The sequence below is a fragment of the Streptomyces sp. NPDC053431 genome (genome assembly GCF_044544925.1).
In the GTDB taxonomy this organism is placed as follows: Bacteria; Actinomycetota; Actinomycetes; order Streptomycetales; family Streptomycetaceae; genus Streptomyces.
The window spans coordinates 1126266-1140379 of the sequence record NZ_JBITXX010000001.1 but is presented as its reverse complement, the minus strand read 5'-3'; the positions used below and the strand labels follow the sequence as shown (position 1 = coordinate 1140379).

General features: G+C 74.2%; 11 protein-coding genes. 4 read left to right on the top strand and 7 right to left on the bottom strand.

All coding sequences use genetic code 11. The features are described from left to right. Positions 1-154: 154 nt before the first annotated feature. Complete coding sequence (locus ACIGXE_RS05040; RefSeq protein ID WP_399743141.1) at positions 155-1471, bottom strand: SWIM zinc finger family protein; 1317 nt, start codon at positions 1469-1471, stop codon at positions 155-157. After that, positions 1468-4341 carry a DEAD/DEAH box helicase gene (locus ACIGXE_RS05035; RefSeq protein WP_399743139.1) on the bottom strand — a complete coding sequence of 958 codons (2874 nt, stop codon included), beginning with the start codon at positions 4339-4341 and terminating at the stop codon, positions 1468-1470. The genes ACIGXE_RS05040 and ACIGXE_RS05035 overlap by 4 nt, the downstream gene beginning before the upstream one ends. Positions 4342-4546: 205 nt before the next feature. Here ACIGXE_RS05035 and ACIGXE_RS05030 point away from each other — a divergent pair, with 205 nt between their 5' ends. Further along, positions 4547-4882: a hypothetical protein gene (locus tag ACIGXE_RS05030; protein WP_399743136.1), complete on the top strand. Its 336-nt coding sequence runs from the start codon at positions 4547-4549 to the stop codon at positions 4880-4882. Positions 4883-5158: 276 nt separating this feature from the next. Continuing rightward, entirely contained in the window at positions 5159-5428 is a 270-nt protein-coding gene (locus ACIGXE_RS05025; protein WP_399743134.1) for a DUF6343 family protein, read from the top strand. Between the two features lie 62 nt (positions 5429-5490). On the opposite strand, the gene ACIGXE_RS05020 is transcribed toward ACIGXE_RS05025, so the two are convergent. The 4 genes from ACIGXE_RS05020 to rpsA all read right to left on the bottom strand — a co-directional run bounded on the left by ACIGXE_RS05020 (position 5491) and on the right by rpsA (position 9206). Further along, positions 5491-5862: a tetratricopeptide repeat protein gene (locus tag ACIGXE_RS05020; protein ID WP_399743131.1), complete on the bottom strand. Its 372-nt coding sequence runs from the start codon at positions 5860-5862 to the stop codon at positions 5491-5493. Between the two features lie 127 nt (positions 5863-5989). Next, the gene (coaE, locus tag ACIGXE_RS05015) at positions 5990-6595 is read right to left on the bottom strand and encodes a dephospho-CoA kinase (RefSeq protein WP_399743128.1); all 606 of its coding nucleotides are present in this window, start codon (positions 6593-6595) and stop codon (positions 5990-5992) included. 31 nt (positions 6596-6626) lie between these two features. After that, entirely contained in the window at positions 6627-7565 is a 939-nt protein-coding gene (locus ACIGXE_RS05010; RefSeq protein WP_399743125.1) for a PAC2 family protein, read from the bottom strand. Between the two features lie 147 nt (positions 7566-7712). After that, complete coding sequence (gene rpsA, locus ACIGXE_RS05005; protein WP_031072721.1) at positions 7713-9206, bottom strand: 30S ribosomal protein S1; 1494 nt, start codon at positions 9204-9206, stop codon at positions 7713-7715. Between the two features lie 362 nt (positions 9207-9568). Here rpsA and ACIGXE_RS05000 point away from each other — a divergent pair, with 362 nt between their 5' ends. Continuing rightward, positions 9569-10402 (top strand): class I SAM-dependent methyltransferase, encoded by an 834-nt coding sequence (locus ACIGXE_RS05000; protein WP_399743121.1) that lies wholly within the window; start codon positions 9569-9571, stop codon positions 10400-10402. Between the two features lie 125 nt (positions 10403-10527). Then, positions 10528-13113, top strand: a complete 2586-nt coding sequence (gene hrpB / locus ACIGXE_RS04995) for an ATP-dependent helicase HrpB (RefSeq protein ID WP_399743118.1) — start codon at positions 10528-10530, stop codon at positions 13111-13113. Here hrpB and ACIGXE_RS04990 read toward each other — a convergent pair. After that, on the bottom strand, positions 13097-14104 hold the full coding sequence (locus ACIGXE_RS04990; RefSeq protein WP_399743115.1) for a DUF3068 domain-containing protein: 1008 nt from the start codon (positions 14102-14104) through the stop codon (positions 13097-13099). The genes hrpB and ACIGXE_RS04990 overlap by 17 nt on opposite strands. Positions 14105-14114 lie beyond the last annotated feature (10 nt).

Here is a 14114-nt window from a genome sequence, read left to right as displayed (position 1 = left end):
GCGGCGATCGCCGTGGGTCACGGCCACGAACTGCACCACACTCAGGGGAAGTTGACCATCCTCTCACATGCCACGAGCACAAGAGGCGGGCGGGCGGGCCGGGTTGGGGCCTGGATCCGGGGGGGCGCGGGCGGGTCTCACCCCGACCCGTCGGTCATCTGCCGAGGAGATCGGTGATCACACCGACCGGGTCGGCGTCGGGTGTGCCGCGCGGCCACCAGTCCTCGCGGTCGGTGTCCGACTCGTATCCGTACCAGAGTCCGTCGCGGCCGAAGCGGAGCTGGAGCGAGCCGGTGGACAGGCGGTTGCGCCAGGGGCGGAAGGCGGGCAGGTCGGCGGCGAGCAGGGCGGGGCGCGCCCGGTCGAAGGGGCCGGCGGGCGGGTCCCAGGGCTCCTCCAGGACGGCGAGTCCGGCGGGGCCGCCCTGGCGCCAGGCGGCCACCGCGCGGGCCAGGTCGGTCGGGGTGCGGTCGAGGGCATAGGCCAGGTCGCGGTAGAGGGCGCGGGTGGAGGCGGTGAGGCCGGAGCCCGGGTGCGCGGCGGCCAGCCGTACCGCGTCCTGCCAGGGGGTCAGGGCCGCGACCGGGTCGTGTCCGGTGGCGAGGAAGGTGTGGGCGCGCGCCGCGGCCTCGGAGGCGAGCAGGTCGAGGGCCAGCGGGTCGGGCGCCTCGGGGTCGGCGGGGAAGACGGCGGGGCGTCCCGGGTGCGCGGGCACGGGCAGCGGCGGCGGAAGGTCCGGCAGCGTGCGGCCGCCGGTGAGCGGGGCGAGCGCGACGCGGGCCGGGACCGTGGGCAAGGCGGGGGCGGCGCCGGCGCTCTCGGCGGCGGAGCGGGCCGCGTTGCGCCGGGTGAGGGCGGCGAGCAGCTCCTGCTCGCCGCGGCCGCGCATGAGGAAGAGGACGAAGGGGTCCTCGTCGAGGAGCCGGGCGGACTGGTAGCAGAGGGCGGCGGCGTGCTTGCACGGATAGCCGTCGTCGGGGCAGGAGCAGTCGGGGACGAGGTCGCCCGGGGCGGGCAGGAGACCGGTGACGGCCTCAAGGGCGTGCGGCACGTCCTTGTCGAGGAGGGCGGCGATGTGGTCGGGCCGGGCGGCGGCCGCGTCGAGGAACCGCTCCCAGTCGTCGTCGCCGAGGGTCCGCAGCCGGATCTCGGTGCGGTACGGCCGGGGGCGGCTGCCGTGGACGTAGGCGACCACGCGGCCGGGGGTGACGGTGATCGCGTCGACGTGGCCGCGCCGGGCGTACGCCTTGCCGCGGGCGAGCCGGGCCGGGTCGAGGGCGGTGTCCTCCAGGGCGTCCACCCAGGCGTTGCCCCACCAGGTGGCGGCGAACCGGCCGTCGGGGGCCTCGCGCGGGGCGAGCTGGGGGAAGGTCCTGCGCCGGTCGTCGTGACGGGGCAGGGCGGCGGCGCGGGTGCCGCCCGCCCGGAGGCGGTGGCTGCGGCCGGGGAGGCGGGCGCCGTCGGGGCTCATGCGGGCCTCCTCAGGGACACCAGGTCGGCCAGCTCGCGGTTGGTCAGTTCGGTGAGGGCGGCCTCGCCGGAGCCGAGGACGGCGTCGGCGAGGGCCCGCTTGGCGCGCAGCATCTCGGCGATGCTGTCCTCGACCGTGCCCTCGGCGATGAGCCGGTGGACCTGGACGGGCTGGGTCTGCCCGATGCGGTAGGCGCGGTCGGTGGCCTGCTCCTCGACCGCCGGGTTCCACCAGCGGTCGTAGTGCACGACGTGCCCGGCCCGGGTGAGGTTGAGGCCGGTGCCGGCCGCCTTCAGGGAGAGCAGGAAGACGGGGACCTCGCCGGCCTGGAAGCGGTCGACCATCCGCTCGCGCTCGGCCACGGGCGTGCCGCCGTGCAGCAGCTGGGCGCCGATGCCCCGCGCGGCCAGGTGGTCGGCGAGGAGGCGGGCCATCGTCACGTACTGCGTGAAGACGAGGACGGAGCCGTCCTCGGCGACGATCGTGTCGAGGAGCTCGTCGAGGAGGGCGAGCTTGCCGGAGCGGCCGGCGAGCCGCGTGGCTCGGACGCGGGAGCCGGGCGCCGGCTGCTCCTTGAGGTACTGGGCGGGGTGGTTGCAGATCTGCTTGAGCGAGGTCAGCAGCTTCATGATCAGTCCGCGTCGGGCCATGCCCTCGGCGCCCTCGATCTGCGCCATGGTCTCGCGTACGACCGCCTCGTAGAGCGTGGCCTGCTCGCGGGTGAGGGCCACGGGGTGGTCGGACTCGGTCTTGGGCGGCAGCTCGGGGGCGATGCCCGGGTCGGACTTGCGGCGCCGCAGCAGGAACGGCCGGACCAGCCGGGCGAGCCGCTCGACCGCCTCCTCGTTCTCGATCTCCTCGCTGTTCTCCACGGCGCGGGCGTGCCGGGAGCGGAAGGCCTTCAGGGGGCCGAGGAGGCCCGGCGTGGTCCAGTCGAGGAGCGCCCACAGCTCGGACAGGTTGTTCTCCACGGGGGTTCCGGTGAGGGCCACCCTGGCCGGGCTGGGGAGGGTGCGCAGCGCCTTGGCGGTCGCCGAGAAGGGGTTCTTGACGTGCTGGGCCTCGTCGGCGACGACCATGCCCCACTCCTGCGCGGCGAGCTGGGGCGCGCTGGTGCGCAGGGTGCCGTAGGTAGTGAGGACGAAGCCGCCGTCGAGGCCTCCGAGGGTGCGGTCGGAGCCGTGGAAGCGGCGGACGGGCACGCCGGGGGCGAAGCGGCGGATCTCCCGCTGCCAGTTGCCGAGGAGCGAGGCGGGGCAGACGACGAGGGTGGGCGCGCGGTGGGCGCGGCGCAGGTGGAGGGCGATGAGGGTGACGGTCTTGCCGAGACCCATGTCGTCGGCGAGGCAGCCACCGAGGCCGAGGGAGGTCATGAGGTCGAGCCAGGCCAGACCGCGCAGCTGGTAGTCGCGCAGGGTGGCGTCGAGACCGGGCGGCGGCGGGACGTCCTCCGGGCCGGCGAGCAGCCGGTCCCGCAGGGTGGCGAGGGCGCCGACGGGAACGGCGGGCACGGTCTCCCCGTCCACCTCCGCGGTGCCGGTGAGGGCGACGGCGAGCGCGTCGACCGGTTCGAGCAGGCCGAGTTCGCGCTTGCGGGCCTTGCGGACGAGGTCGGGGTCGACGACCACCCACTGGTCGCGCAGCCGGACCACGGGGCGGTGGGCCTCGGCGAGGAGGTCCATCTCCCGGGCCGTGAGGGGGTCGCCGTCGAGGGCGAGCTGCCAGTTGAAGCGCAGCAGCTCCGCGCTGTCGAAGAAGGCGGTGCCGTCGGTGGCGGAGCCGGGCGCCGAGCGGGCGGGCCGCACGACGGCGGAGGCGGTGAGGGAGCGGGCGAGGTCGCGGGGCCAGTGCACGGCGACCCCGGCGTCGGCGAGCCGGGCGGCGGCGGGGCCGAGCAGCTCGTAGAGCTCGTCCTCGGACACGGAGAGGACGTCGGGCACGTCCCGCTCCATGAGCCGGCCGAGCGGCGGCCAGACCCGGGCGGCCCGGCGCAGCGCGAGGACGGCGTCGATGCGGGCGCGCGGCCCGAAATGCTCGTCGCCGTCCCCGGCCCAGAGGGCGGCGGCGTCGATGACCAGGGTGGGGTCGGCGAGGCTGTGCACCTGGAGGAGGGCGGCGGCGGCCTGCCGCTCCGCCCCGCCGCCGTCCCCGGAGACGTCGAACAGCTCGTACCCGGACAGGTCGAGGCGGAGCGAGACACGGACGCCGGCGTCCATGCCGGCGGCGGCCTCGGCGGCCCACGCCCGCGCACGGGGCAGGTGCCGCGGCTCGCGGGCGGCGAACGGGGCGCCGACCGCGTGGGGCGCCGCGGGAGTGCGCGGCAGGGTGTCGGCGACGGCGTCGAGGAAGGCGCGGACGAGCGCCTCGGGCTCGGGCAGCCGGAGCGGGCCGTCGCCCGGCACGGGCGTGGCATGCGCCTCGTACGGCATGGCGGCGGCGATCGCCCGCAGGTGGGCGATGTCGTCGGCGTCGAGCGGCCCGGCCCGCCAGGCGTCGTGGTCGTCGGCCGTGAGTCCGGGCAGCAGACGTCCGCGGGCGACCAGGTGCAGGGCGTGCAGGGCGGCGGCGCCCCAGCAGGCGGCCGCGGGGTGCGCCGCCGGGTGGTGCCGGGCGGCGACCAGGTGGGGCAGGGCCTCCGCGACGGGCAGCAGGACGGCGGGCGCGGTACGGGTGCGCGCCCCGGTGCCGTGGCGGCGCACGACGGTCAGCTCGGCCCGCTCGGCGGAGCCGGGCAGGCCCGGGTCGCCGGCCTCGTCCGGCCGGGTGCCGGGCAGGGGCCCGCCGTCCGGGGACCAGAAGGCGACCCGGCCCTCCCTCGGCAGGGCGGCGGGCACGAAGACGGCGGCGCTGCCGAACAAGCTCAAGGTCACGGGGCTGCTCACCTCCTGGTCCGCGACGGATCCCGACTGGACCTCCGACCTTACGGGTGGGGTCTGACAACGGCCTTCTCCGGCGGTTCCCCCGGGCGGCCCAACGGAACATGACAGCCGGACCGGGAGGCGGCACTGTGGCGGGAACAGGCTTCGGCCGCGGTCACGCGGCGGCCGCCCACGCCCGACAGACGAGGATTCCGCCATGTCCCTTCACCGGCGTCTCACCATCGCCACCGGGGCCGCCCTGCTCTCGCTCGCGGTCGCGGGCTGCTCGGGTCTCGGCCGCAGCGCGGTGGGCACGATCTCGTACGAGACCGGGCGTGAGCTCCTGGTGACGGTGACCAGCCCCTCCGTGAAGGGCTGCCACCGGCTGGCGCCGACGGGCGCGACGCGGATCGAGAACAACTCGCTGGTGGACCTCCAGCTGTACCGGACCCGCGACTGCCGCGGGGACAAGCCGGTCTACGTGGCGACCAACACCGGCGACGAGATCACGCCGGGCACCCTCCCCTGGCGCAGCTACAGCGTCGTCCACTGACCCGCGCGGGCGGGGCCAGGACCCCGGTGCCGTCGTCCGTCGGGCAGCGGTCGACGGCCGGCCCCGCCGCGGCGAGGTGAGCCTCGAAGGCCTCCGGGGTCAGCCGCAGGGACGGGAAGGTGCCCGTCGCGTGCCTTCATGCCCTGTCACGTCCTGTCGTCCTGTGGCCGGCCACTGCGCCGCGGCCCTGAGCGGGCCTTTCGGATCGTGCGTCGTGGGTAGATGCTGGAAGTGCCCTCCGGGGCCTCTGCGGTCCCCTTGCCCGGGAGATGGGTCATGCGTACGGGGAGTGAACCGGCGACCGCGCGCAGCGCGCTGCGGCTGCGCTTCTGGCTGAGCCTGTGGGGGGCGCTGTGGGCCGCGTTCGGGACGACGGTGTTCTCGCTGGTCGAGCGGCCGGGGTGGGCGGCGGCGTGCGGGGTGCTGTTCGTGGTGGCGGCCACCGACCTGGTCCTGGTCACGCGCCACATCCGACAGGGCCCGCACTGGCAGCCGGGGCGGGACATCCCGCCGTACGAGCCGGACCACGGCGGCCGGAGGCGCTGAGGACGGCTCGGACAGGCGGGCCGCGCCGCCGGAGGCGAGCGCCCCGCCGGACGCCGCGCGGGTCACTCGGCCGACGTGTCGAACCCCGCCGCCTCCAGGTACTCCGGCTTCGGGTCGAGCGCGGCCGCGAGGCGGAAGTGGCGGGTGGCCTGTTCGGGGCGGCCGGAGCGCTGGAAGGTGCGGGCGAGCGCGAAGTGCGCGAACGCGTTGTCCGGCTCGTGGTCCACGATGTGCTGGAATTCGTGCTCGGCCCTGCGCAGTTGGGCGGAGGCGAAGTACGCGCGCGCCCTCAGCAGGCGCGCCGCCCTGCTTTCCGGGTGCGCCTCGATGACGGAGTCGAGCAGCTTGATCGCACCGCGCGGGTCCCGAGCGTCGAGCAGCTGCTCGGCCGCGCGGAAGGCGATGACGTGGGTCTCCGGGTTCGGCTCGGCCACGCTGGCATCCTTCCGTCGCTGCGGTGGTGCAACATCGGACCGGGCAGCGGTATTCCGTACCTCGCGCGGCTCCGCCCGGCCCCAGGTGATCCCTACCCAGCCCGGCGCGCGGAGGATCTGCGCCGGCCTAGCGGCTTTCCGCGGCCCGCTCCCGGAGCTCCGCCCAGATCTTGCGCACCTGCGGTTCCAGGGCCTCCAGCGGGCCGTCGTTGTCGACGACCAGGTCGGCGACGGCCTGGCGCTGCGCGCGGGTGGCCTGCGCCGCCATGCGGGCGCGGGCCTCGGACTCGGTCATGCCGCGCAGCCGGACGAGCCGGTCGAGCTGGGTCTCCGGGGCGGCGTCCACGACGACGACCAGGTCGTAGAGGGGCGCGAGGCCGTTCTCGGTGAGCAGGGGGACGTCGTGGACCACGACGTCCCCGGGGCCGGCCAAGCCCTCAAGCTCCGCGGACCGGGCGCCGACGAGCGGGTGGACGATCGCGTTGAGCGCGGCCAGCCGCTGGGGGTCGTTGAACACGATCGAGCCGAGCTTCGGCCGGTCGAGGGTGCCCTCGGGGGTGAGGACCTCGGGTCCGAACTCCTCGACGACCGCCGCGAGCCCGGGGGTGCCGGGCTCCACGACCTCGCGGGCGATCCGGTCGGCGTCGATCAGTACGGCCCCGTACGAGACGAACAGCCGGGACACTTCGCTCTTGCCGGCGCCGATTCCACCGGTCAGGCCCACCTTCAGCATGAGCGGCAGCTTAGATCCCGTGGCCGGGGCGCTACGCGTCGCCCTCCCGTTCGGCCAGGAAGCGCTCGAACTCACGGCCCAGTTCGTCGGCGGAGGGCAGGTCGACGGGCTCGGCGACGAGGCTGCCGCGGGTCTCGGCGCCCGCCACCGCGTCGTACTGGTGCTCAAGGCCCTGGACGAGCGCGGTCAGCTCCTCGTCGCCCTCGCCGATCTGGCGCTCGATCTCGGTCTGGGTGCGCCGGGCCTCGGTGCGCAGGGCGTGGGCGACGCCGGGGAGGACCAGGCCGGTCGCGGCGGTGATGGCCTCGAGGGCGGTCAGGGCGGCGTCCGGGTACGGGGAGCGGGCCACGTAGTGCGGGACGTGGGCGGCGACGCCGAGGGTGTCGTATCCGGCCTCGGTGAGGCGGAACTCGACGAGGGACTCGGCGCTGCCGGGCACCTGCGCCTCGTCGAAGGGGCTGCGGTGGCCGGGCATGAGGTCCGTGCGGCTGCCGTGCGGGGTGAGGCCTACCGGGCGGGTGTGCGGGACGCCCATGGGGATGCCGTGGAAGTTGACCGCGAGGCGGACGCCGAGGCGCTCGACGACCTGACGGACGGCGGCGGCGAACCGCTCCCACTCGACGTCCGGCTCGGGGCCGGAGAGCACGAGGAAGGGCGCGCCGGTGGCGTCCTGGACGATCCGCACCTCGATGGAGGGCGTCTCGTAGGAGGTCCAGCGGTCGCGGCGGAACGTGAGCAGGGGGCGGCGGGCGCGGTAGTCCACGAGCCGGTCGTGGTCGAAGCGGGCCACCAGCTGGTGGGGAAGGGTGTCGAGCAGTCCGTCGACGATCTGCTCGCCGGTCTCCCCCGCGTCGATGTAGCCGTCGAAGTGGTAGAGCATGACCAGGCCGGCCGACTCCTGGGCCAGGGCCATGTCCACCACGGCCAGGCCCTTCTGGTCCCATTCGTACAAATCCTGGGGATCAAGCACGATTTCCGCTCCTCCTCGCGTTCTTCCAGCACAACGTCGGTCGGCGCGACGCCATTCCCGGTCGGGGGCGGAAAAGATCGAGGCCCGCCTCCCGGAAGGGAGACGGGCCTCGGTGCCTAGCTACTGGAGCTCAGCGGAGAGCCGGTTTCAGCTCTGGCCGCCGGCCAGCTTCTCGCGCAGGGCGGCGAGGGCCTCGTCCGACGCCAGGGCGCCGGAGTTGTCGTCCGACTCCGAGGAGTAGGAGCCACCGGTCGGCGCGGCGGCCGGAGCGGCGGCGCCGCCCTCGGCAGCGGCGGCCTCGTCGGCCTCGCGGGACTTGATGACCTGAGCCTGGTGCTGCTCGAAGCGCTGCTGCGCCTCGGCGTACTGGGTCTCCCACGCCTCGCGCTGGGCCTCGTAGCCCGGCAGCCAGTCGTTGGTCTCGGGGTCGAAGCCCTCGGGGTAGATGTAGTTGCCCTGGTCGTCGTAGGACGCGGCCATGCCGTACAGGGTCGGGTCGAACTCGACCGAGGCCGGGTCGGCACCGAAGGACTCGTTGGCCTGCTTCAGCGAGAGGCTGATGCGACGACGCTCGAGGTCGATGTCGATGACCTTGACGAAGATCTCGTCGTTGACCTGGACGACCTGCTCCGGGATCTCCACGTGGCGCTCGGCCAGCTCGGAGATGTGGACCAGACCCTCGATGCCCTCGTCCACGCGGACGAACGCACCGAACGGAACCAGCTTGGTGACCTTACCCGGAACGACCTGGCCGATCTGGTGGGTACGGGCGAACTGCTGCCACGGGTCCTCCTGGGTCGCCTTCAGCGACAGGGAGACGCGCTCGCGGTCCATGTCCACGTCGAGAACCTCGACGGTGACCTCCTGGCCGACCTCGACAACCTCGGACGGGTGGTCGATGTGCTTCCAGGAAAGCTCGGAGACGTGCACGAGGCCGTCGACGCCACCCAGGTCCACGAAGGCACCGAAGTTGACGATCGAGGACACGACGCCGGAGCGGACCTGACCCTTCTGGAGGGTCGTGAGGAAGGTCTGGCGGACCTCGGACTGGGTCTGCTCGAGCCAGGCGCGGCGGGACAGGACCACGTTGTTGCGGTTCTTGTCCAGCTCGATGATCTTCGCCTCGAGCTCCTTGCCCACGTAGGGCTGGAGGTCGCGGACGCGACGCATCTCGACCAGGGAGGCCGGGAGGAAGCCGCGGAGGCCGATGTCGAGGATGAGACCACCCTTGACGACCTCGATGACGGTACCGGTGACGATGCCGTCCTCTTCCTTGATCTTCTCGATGGTGCCCCAGGCACGCTCGTACTGGGCGCGCTTCTTCGAGAGGATCAGGCGGCCTTCCTTGTCCTCCTTCTGGAGAACCAGGGCCTCGATCTCGTCGCCGACCTTGACGACCTCGTTCGGGTCGACGTCGTGCTTGATCGAGAGCTCGCGGCTCGGGATGACACCTTCGGTCTTGTAACCGATGTCGAGCAGGACCTCGTCCCGGTCGACCTTCACGATGACGCCGTCGACGATGTCGCCGTCGTTGAAGTACTTGATCGTCTCGTCGATCGCGGCGAGGAAGGCTTCCTCGTTACCGATGTCGTTGACCGCAACCTGCGGGGTGGTGGCGGTGGTCTCGGTGCTGCTCGTCATGTGGGAAAGGGCTCCGGTACGGACATTGAAGTCGTAGGTACTGCTACGCCGAGAGCCCGTATCGCAGCTGAAGAAGCCGGACAGCCAAGGAAGCGCCTTTCCCGACGAGCGGGGGGCGCCTCGAAAACCGAGGGGACATACAACAGATGCGAGCGCGGCCTGCTCCGTCTGAGGCGCGCAGGCCCGCAGCGCAACCTTTAGCATACGGGGGCGGCCGGACAGGGTCAATGCGCGAAGCGCACACCCGGGGCGGATCGCCACATACCCGGCACAAGTCGTGTCGGCCCAGGGCACCCTGGGCGCGGGTTGCCGCGTCGCATCTCCGCGCGCGGCACTGAGCGCAAACTACATCGACGGGCGAGATGAACCAAGAGTACGGACAGGAAGACGGTCCCGAGGACGAGGCGGAGGCGACCCGGCGTGACGCGGGGGACGCGGAGAGCAGCCGGGCCAGCCGCGGCTGGTGGGACCGGAACGCCGACGAGTACCAGAGCGAGCACGGAGCGTTCCTCGGGGACGACCGGTTCGTGTGGGGGCCGGAGGGTCTGGACGAGGCGGACGCGGCGCTCCTCGGACCGGCCGGCTCGCTGAAGGGCCGCGACGTCCTGGAGATCGGCGCGGGCGCGGCGCAGTGCTCGCGGTGGCTCGCGGCCCAGGGCGCCCGGCCGGTCGCGCTCGACCTCTCGCACCGGCAGCTCCAGCACGCGCTGCGGATCGGCGGCGACGTGCCGCTGGTGGAGGCGGACGCGGGGGCCCTGCCGTTCCGTGACGGCTCCTTCGACCTGGCGTGCTCGGCCTACGGCGCCGTGCCGTTCGTGGCCGATCCGGTACGGGTCTTCCGCGAGGTGCGCCGGGTGCTGCGTCCGGGCGGCCGGTGGGTGTTCTCGGTGACGCACCCGATCCGCTGGGCGTTCCCGGACGAGCCCGGGCCGGAAGGGCTGTCGGTGGCGGCGTCCTACTTCGACCGGACTCCGTACGTCGAGCAGGACGAGCGGGGGCAGGCGGTCTACGTCGAGCACCACCGGACGATCGGGGACCGGGTGCGGGACGTGGTGGCCGGCGGCTTCCGGCTGCTCGACCTGGTCGAGCCGGAGTGGCCGGCCTGGAACAGCCAGGAGTGGGGCGGCTGGTCCCCGCTGCGGGGGAATCTGATCCCCGGCACGGCGATCTTCGTCTGCGAGCGCCTGGACGACTGAGCGACCCCGCGGGCCCCACCGGGCGCGATCAGTCGGGCGTCGTCGGACATCGACTTGTCGTACTTATAGGTGGGGCCTGTGGACAACCGTGCCCGCCGGTCGGCACGGCGTACGAGACTTGCAGCGTGATCCGAAACGACGCACTCGACCTGCTTCCCGTCCGCCACGCCGTCCCCGAGCTGCTGACCGCGCTCGAGGAGCGGGGTGCCGCGGTGCTGTACGCCCCGCCCGGGACCGGCAAGACCACGCTGGTCCCGCTGGCCCTCGCGGGGCTCATAGGGGACGGGCCGCGGCGGCGGGTGCTGGTGGCCGAGCCGCGCCGGATGGCGGTGCGGGCGGCCGCACGGCGGATGGCGTGGCTGCTGGGCGAGGAGGTCGGCGGCTCGGTCGGCTTCTCCGTGCGCGGCGAGCGGCGGGCCGGGCCCTCGACCCGGATCGAGGTGGTGACCACGGGCGTCCTGCTCCAGCGGCTCCAGCGGGACCCGGAGCTGGGCGGGGTGGACGTGGTGCTCCTCGACGAGTGCCATGAGCGGCATCTGGACGCGGACACCGCGATGGCGTTCCTGGTGGACGTACGGGCGACGCTGCGGCCGGAGCTGCGGCTGATCGCCGCGTCGGCGACGAGCGACGCGGAGGCGTGGGCTCAGCTGCTCACGGTCCTGGACGGCAGCGGGCCGGCGCCGATCGTGTGGGGCAAGGGCGAGGGGCACGGCTATGCGGTCCGCTTCGCCGCTCCGCCCGCCGGGATCCGGCCGGCGCACGGCACCTGGGTGGATCCGGCCCTGCTGCGGCACGTGGCGGCGACGGTGCGGGGCGCGCTGGAGCAGCACGACGGGGACGTGCTCTGTTTCCTGCCCGGCACGGGCGAGATCGCGCGGACGGCGGGGCTGCTCGCCGATCTGGACGCCGAGGTGCTCCAGCTGCACGGCCGTGCGCCCGCCGCGGTGCAGGACGCGGTGCTGCGGGGCGCCGAGCCGGGCGGACGGCGGCGGGTGGTGCTCGCGACCTCGGTGGCGGAGTCGAGCCTGACGGTGCCGGGGGTCAGGATCGTGGTCGACTCCGGGCTCGCGCGGGAGCCGCGGATGGACCACGCCCGGGGGCTCGGTTCGCTGGCGACGGTGCCGGTGTCGATCGCGGCGGCCACCCAGCGGGCCGGCCGTTCCGGGCGTGAGGCGTCCGGGGTGGTGTACCGGTGCTGGTCGGAGGCGGAGGACGGGGCCCGGGCGCGTTTCCCCTCCCCCGAGATCAGGATCTCGGACCTGGCGGACTTCGCCCTGCGCGCGGCCTGCTGGGGCGATCCGACGGCGGCCGGACTCGCCCTGCTCGACGCACCCCCGGCCGGGGCGATGGCGGCGGCCCGCTCGGTCCTCGCGGCGATCGGCGCGGTGGACGAGGACGGCCGGGCCACGGACCGTGGGGTGCGGATGTCCCGGCTGGGGCTTCACCCCCGGCTGGGGCGGGCGCTGCTGGACGGGGCGCCCGAGGTGGGCGCGCGGCGGGCCGCGGAGGTGGTGGCCCTGCTGAGCGAGGAGCCGCCCCGGGAGTACGGGGACGATCTGGCGGCGGCCTGGCGCGAGGCCCGCAGGGGCGGCGACGGGTACGCGGCGCGCTGGAAGGCGGAGGTGCGGCGCCTGGAGCGCTCGGCCGGCGAGGAGGCCGGCGAGCGGCCGGGAGCCGCGGGAGGCGCGGCAGGGGCGAGGGCCGCGGGAGGCGCGGGAGGAACGGTGGGCGAGGACGCGGCGGCGGGTCTGGTGACCGCGCTCGCGTTCCCCGAGCGGGTGGCCAGGGCCCGGGAGCAGGGCGGCTACCTCATGGTGTCGGGCACGGGGGCCCGGCTCGCGGAGGGCTCGGGGCTGCGGTCGAGTCCCTGGCTGGCGGTGGCGGTGGCGGACCGCACCGCGCAGAGCGCCACGGCCCGGGTGCGGCTGGCGGCCGTGGTGGACGAGGAGGTGGCGCGGGGCGCCGCCGGGCATCTGTTCACGGCGGGCGAGGAGGTCCACTGGGAGGACGGGGACGTGGTGGCCCGCTCGGTGGAGCGGCTCGGCGCGGTGGAGCTGACGGTCCGGCCCTTGCGGGACGGCGCCGACCCGGCGCTGGTGCGGGCGGCGCTGCTCGACGGGCTGCGCCGGGAGGGCACCTCGCTGCTGCGGTGGAGCCAGGGTGCGACGGAGCTGCGGAGCCGGCTGGCCTTCCTGCACCGGGAGGTGGGTGAGCCATGGCCCGAGGTGTCGGAGGAGGCGCTCCTCGACCGGGCGGAGGAGTGGCTGGAGCCGGAGCTGTCGCGGGCGCGGCGGCGGGCGGATCTGGGGCGGATCGAGGCCGGCCAGGGGCTCCAGCGGCTGCTGCCGTGGGCGTCGGGTGAGGCGGGGCGGCTGGACGAGCTGGCGCCGGAGCGGATCGAGGTGCCGAGCGGTTCGCGGATACGGGTGGAGTACGGCGGGGAGCGGCCGGTGCTGGCGGTGAAGCTCCAGGAGATGTTCGGGCTCGCCGAGACGCCCCGGGTGGCGGGGGTGCCGGTCCTGGTGCATCTGCTCTCCCCCGCCGGGCGGCCGGCGGCCGTGACCTCCGACCTGGCCTCGTTCTGGCGGGAGGGTTATCGCGCGGTGCGGGCGGAGCTGCGCGGGCGCTATCCCAGGCACCCGTGGCCGGAGGACCCCTCGACGGCGGAGGCCACCCGCCACACCAGCGCCCGGCTCAGGCGGGAGCGTTGACCGGGACGGGCCCGGGCTCCGGTCCGGGGTCGGTGCCCGTCGCGGGGGCGGGGCGGCGGGAGCGGGCCTCGAGCCAGAGGGAGAGCGCGAGCAGGAGCAGGGCGAGGACGGTGAAGCTCCACGGCAGGTAGGAGACGAGCATCAGCACCATCAGGCGGTTCGACTTGACCAGGTCAACGACGTAGGCGATGTAGTCCTCGCGCATCTTCACGTGGCCCGCGAAGACGGTGACGGTGTCCCGGCCCATGAGGGCGCGGGCGTTGCGGAGCTCCTCCTTGTGGATCTCCTCGCCGTTGACGGGGGCTCCGGTGACGGGATCGATCCAGAACATGCGCTTGGTGGTGTACCAGCGGGTGAGGCCGGTCTTGGCGAGGAGGTCGGGGGTGATGCCCTTGACGGGCATCGTCTTGGGCATGGGCACCTTGGTCCAGGGGATGGTCTGCTCGAAGTAGTAGACCTCCAGGCCGCGGAAGGTGCGGGTGCCCTGGTAGTGGATGGGGGCGGAGGTGCGGGTCTGGGCGTCGAAGTACTGGTAGTCCCGCTTCTCGGTCAGGAAGGGCCACTTGAACTCGATGCCCTCGCGCCGGACCGGGTCGCCGTCGACCATCTCGCCGGTGGCGTGGACCGGGTCCTGGGTGTGGGCGTCGAAGATGTAGCGCTCGGGGATCTTGGAGACCATCGCACCGTCGGGGCCGAGGACGTAGGAGAGGGAGTCCCAGACGACGACGTCACGGCCGGCGTCGGCCTCGATCCGCCTGGACTCCTCCACGTTGCCCTTGAGGGTCTGGACGATGGTGATCCTGTCGACCTTCTCGGACCTGAGCGTCGAGTAGTCGAGCAGGACGGCGGGCTTCGCCTCCAGGACCGTCTCCTGGTACTGGTTCGGCGGGATCTTCGCGAGCCGGGGGAAGGCGTACCAGCGCAGGGTGGGGGCCATCGCGGCGAAGAACACGGCGAGGGCGAGCAGGACGAGGCTGGCTCGGCGGCGCATCGGTCGGCCC